This is a genomic window from Phenylobacterium sp., from assembly GCF_016793285.1.
GTDB lineage: Bacteria > Pseudomonadota > Alphaproteobacteria > Caulobacterales > Caulobacteraceae > Phenylobacterium.
Window position 1 is genome coordinate 1 of record NZ_JAEUMO010000068.1, and the last position, 3940, is coordinate 3940.

General features: G+C 70.5%; 4 protein-coding genes. 1 reads left to right on the forward strand and 3 read right to left on the reverse strand.

The window, feature by feature from the left end:
• The 3 genes from JNL41_RS07025 to JNL41_RS07035 form a co-directional block, all read right to left on the reverse strand.
• A partial coding sequence (locus JNL41_RS07025; protein WP_293473565.1) for a cytochrome P450 occupies positions 1 to 1132 on the reverse strand: 1132 nt, incomplete at its 3' end.
• A gap of 279 nt (positions 1133 to 1411) precedes the next feature.
• Complete coding sequence (locus JNL41_RS07030; RefSeq protein WP_293473566.1) at positions 1412 to 2323, reverse strand: alpha/beta hydrolase; 912 nt, start codon at positions 2321 to 2323, stop codon at positions 1412 to 1414.
• Positions 2324 to 2370: 47 nt separating this feature from the next.
• Positions 2371 to 3201, reverse strand: coding sequence for a hypothetical protein (locus tag JNL41_RS07035; RefSeq protein ID WP_293473567.1), 831 nt, complete (start codon positions 3199 to 3201; stop codon positions 2371 to 2373).
• 146 nt (positions 3202 to 3347) lie between these two features.
• On the opposite strand from JNL41_RS07035, the gene JNL41_RS07040 reads away from it, so the two are divergent.
• Positions 3348 to 3940 (forward strand): hypothetical protein (locus JNL41_RS07040; RefSeq protein WP_293473568.1); only part of this gene is annotated, 593 nt, incomplete at its 3' end.

Genomic DNA, 3940 nt, shown 5'->3' on the forward strand with positions numbered 1-3940 from the left:
TCAGGTCCGGGAAACGGGCGAAGAGCTTCAGGAGCGCGGCCTGGCCCTCCATGCGCGCCAGCGGCGCGCCGATGCAGATGTGGGCGCCGCCGCCGAAGGCCATGTGCGGCACATGCTTGCGGGTGATGTCGAAGCGGTCGGGGTTCTCGTAGACCGACGGGTCGCGGTTGGCGGCGCGGAGCTGGTTGAGCAGGACGTCCTTCCGCTCCACCGTCTCGCCGCCGATCTCCAGGTCGCGCGAGGCGACGCGGCCGGTCATGCTGATCGGCGGGTCGTAGCGCAGGATCTCCTCGATGGCGACGGCGATCAGCTTCGGGTCGGCCTTCAGCTTGGCGAGCTCGGCCGGGTTGCGCAGGAAGGCGATGACGCCGTTGCCGATGAGGTCCGTGGTGGTGAGGTTGCCGCCGACCAGCAGGCTCTGCAGGTTCACGCTGACCTCGAGGTCGGTGAGTTCGGCGCCGGCGGCCTGAAGCTGGACCATGTCGGTGATGAGGTCGTCGCGCGGGGTCCTGCGGCGTTCGGCCATCGCCTCGGCGAAGAACGCGTCCAGCGCGGCGGCGGCGGCGACGAGTTCGGCCTCCTGCTCGGGCGTGCGCAGGGCGTTGAGGGACTGGATGATGCCCTCCGACCACGCGCGGAAGTCGTGCAGCCGCGCCTTCGGGATGCCCAGCACGGCGGCGATCACCAGGATCGGCACCGGCACGCCGTAGTCGGCGATGACGTCGAAGCTGGCGCGGCCGGCGAGCCCCTCCAGCACCTCGTCGACCACGGCCTCGATCTGCGGCTTCATCTTCGCGGCGCGCTTGTAGAACGCCTGGGTGAGGGGACCGCGCACGCGGGCGTGGTCCGGATCGTCCATGAAGAGGATCGACTGGGGCGCGTCCACGTCGCTGTCGGCCATGCGGTTGAAGAGCGCCCGCGGGTTGCCCCGCGCCGGATTGCGCCAGAGCGTGCGGTCGTTGACGGTGGCGCGGACGTCCTCGTAGCCGGTCAGTACGACCGACTCGAGCACCGGGTCATGGCGCACCGGGCACCTGTCCTGCAGCTCCGCGAGGCGCGGGTAGGGGTCGGCCCGGAACTCGGGGTCGATCTCCATGATCTGCAAGCCGGTGGGAAGCTCGTGCTCGGACATGGGGAGTGTCCTCCGTGACGCGGGCGTCAACTTCGGCGTGGGAGGGGGCGGAGTCAATCAGACCGCTCGCCATGACCGCTCTCATCGATCACCCCGCGCATGCGGGGATGAGCGGCTCTAGTGTCCCGATTCCGAAGTTCGCAGGCGCCTGAGGCGAACTCAGTCGAACTTCGGAATCGATAAGGACACTAGGGAAATATATGTTTCTAGTGTGCTTTTTGGATCTGAAGTTCGCTCGGCGCTCCGACCCGGAAGCAGGCGAACTTCAGATCCAGCACACTAGCGGTGCGCGTTCAGCCAGTCCCTGATGGTGCGGTTGGTCTGGGCCTCGGCGTCGTGCTGGAGGAAGTGGCCGGCCTGCGGGAACATGACGACGGTGGTGTCGGCGTCGACGTAGTTCCAGACGCCCGAGTGGCCGGCGGCGTTCAGGGCGGTGTCCTTCATGCCGTGCAGCACGAGCACCGGGACCTTCACGCGCTGGTTCGGCGCGGCCATGGCCGCGGGCGGCTGGGCGTCGGCGCCGGTCCCGCGCGGATAGTTGGCGCGGTAGTAGTTCATCATGGCGGCGAAGTCGGAGCGCTTGAAGGCCTCGACGTAGCCCGCCTTCTCCTTCGGATCCTTGTTGGCCATCGAGGCCAGCATCTCGGCGTTCAGCATCTTCTCCGACCCTTCCTTCTGGAAGTTGCGGGCGTACTGGCTGTTCTTCTGCTGGTCGGGGTTGGAGGCCAGTTCGCGGGCCATGCCGGCGGGGTGCGGCACGCTCAGGATCACCAGCCTGTTGACCAGTTCCGGCCGCGCGAAGGCGGTCTGCCAGGCGATGGCGGCGCCCCAGTCGTGGCCGATGACGGTGGCGTCCTTCCGGCCCTCGGCGGCGATGACGGCGGCCACGTCGCCGATCAGGTTCGGCATGGCGTAGGCGGCGACGCCCTGCGGCTTGTCCGAGAGATTGTAGCCGCGGGTGTCGAGCGCGGCGGTGCGGTAGCCGGCCTTGTTGAGCTCGGCCATCAGCGGCTTCCAGGTGGCCCAGTAGTCGGGGAAGCCGTGGATCAGCACCACCAGCGGGCCCTTGCCGTCGACCACATAGTGGATCTTCACGCCGTCGTTGGCGGCGTACCTGTCCTGGGGGGCGGCCTGGGCGGCGGAGGCCCCCAGCAGGGCCATGACCGCGAGCGCGGCGGCGATGATGCGCATGAGAGCCTCCCCTTGTGATTTACGTCGTCGATTATACGCGGCGGCGCTCAATAGCTATGGCACAGCGTGCAGTTGCGGCCGATCTCGTTGCGCAGCCGCGTGATCTCGGCCGGCCGCGGGCCACCCGCGGCGAGGCTGGCGAGGCGGGCCTCGCCCAGGTCGCGGATCGCCGAGCCGGTGCGGGCGGCGACGGCGTACTCCTTGCGGGCGAGGTCGGGCTTGCCGCCTTCGAGGTGCAGGTCGCCCAGGAGGACGTGCAACACGTCGCCCGGCCGGCTGCCTTCGGACAGCCGGATGAGGTGAGCAAGGTCGGTCTCCGCGGCGGCGCGGTCGCGCAGTTCGGCGGCGACGCCGAGGTTGGTGAAGGCGCGCTGCAGGCGGATCGCCGGCTCGTCGGGGGCCATCTGCGCGGCGCGGTTCAGGTCGGCGATGCCCCGGCGGCCGATGTCCAGTTCGCGCGTGAACCCGGCGGCGATGGCGTAGGCGGTGGCGCGGCCGGCCAACGCCACGGGGTCGTCGGGATTCAGCGCGAGCGCCTGTTCGTGGGCGGCCTGGGCCTTGCGCAGGTGGCCCGGGATGTCCTTGAAGCTGTTCGTCTGGAAATCGGCGGTGATGTGCTCGAAGTAGGCGACGCCCAGCGCGTTCCAGAGGCGGCCGTCCCTGGGGTGGGCCTGGACGGCGGCCTCCAGCCTGGCCGCCGCGTCGTGGACGACGCCGTACTCCCCCTGCCGGAACCTGAACGACGCGAGGCGGGCGTCCGCCAGCGCCTGGTCGGCAGAGGGGAACGGCCCGGCGGGCGGCGCCTGGCTGAGCGCCGCGCCGGCGGCGGCGACGAGGGCGGCGCCGGCGGCCAGCGCGGCGAGCGTTCGGTAGGGCATCGGGAGGTCTCCGGCTTGCGATGTCCAGGGCCTCGCCCGGCGGCCGTCTGCCCCGCAACGCGGTGTTCGTGGAGCGGCCGCGCGTTTTCGCCGACCCGCCGCGCTGGCCGGTTCACGAAGCGCCAAGCGGCCGCTAGCTTCGCTGCATGAGCGAGTGGGGCGACGTCATCGGACGGCCGAAGGACTGGGCGCGTGACCTGGGCCTCGCCGTCGCGATCAGCGTGGCCATCGCGTTCCTGGGACCGTTCGGCAGCTACAGCTCTCCCCTGGAGGACCGGCTGCTGACCAGCGTCAGCTATGGGCTCGCCGGATCGATCGTGCTCTGGCCGACGGTGCGGCTGGTGCGGAAGCTGGGCGAGCGGTGGGGCCTGCCGGAGTGGTTCGGGATCGCCGTGGCGTTGCTGGTGGGCGCCGCGCCCGTGGCGGTGAGTTCGTGGTTCGTCTCGGACGTGCTGAACCCCGCGCGAGCCGCCTTTCCGCCGCTGGCGCAGTATCTCGCGGTGCTGGCGATCGTGTTCCCGTTCGGGCTCGCGATCATCCTCTACGACCGGCTGTCTTCGCGTGCCGCGCAGGCTCCGCCTGCGGAGGCCGAACCCGGACGGCCGCGGCTGCTGGCGCGACTGCCCGGGCGGCTGGGCGACGAGGTTATCGCGTTGCAGGCGGAGGACCACTACGTGCGGGTCCACACGGCGCTGGGTTCGGACCTGCTGCTCCTGCGCTTCGCCGATGCGGTGGCGGA

What these genes read in the sequence shown, in the direction of transcription:
- JNL41_RS07030 (WP_293473566.1), bottom strand. Translation starts at nt 2,323, where the DNA reads ATGCGCATCATCGCCGCCGCGCTCGCGGTCATGGCCCTGCTGGGGGCC.
- JNL41_RS07035 (WP_293473567.1), bottom strand. Translation starts at nt 3,201, where the DNA reads ATGCCCTACCGAACGCTCGCCGCGCTGGCCGCCGGCGCCGCCCTCGTC.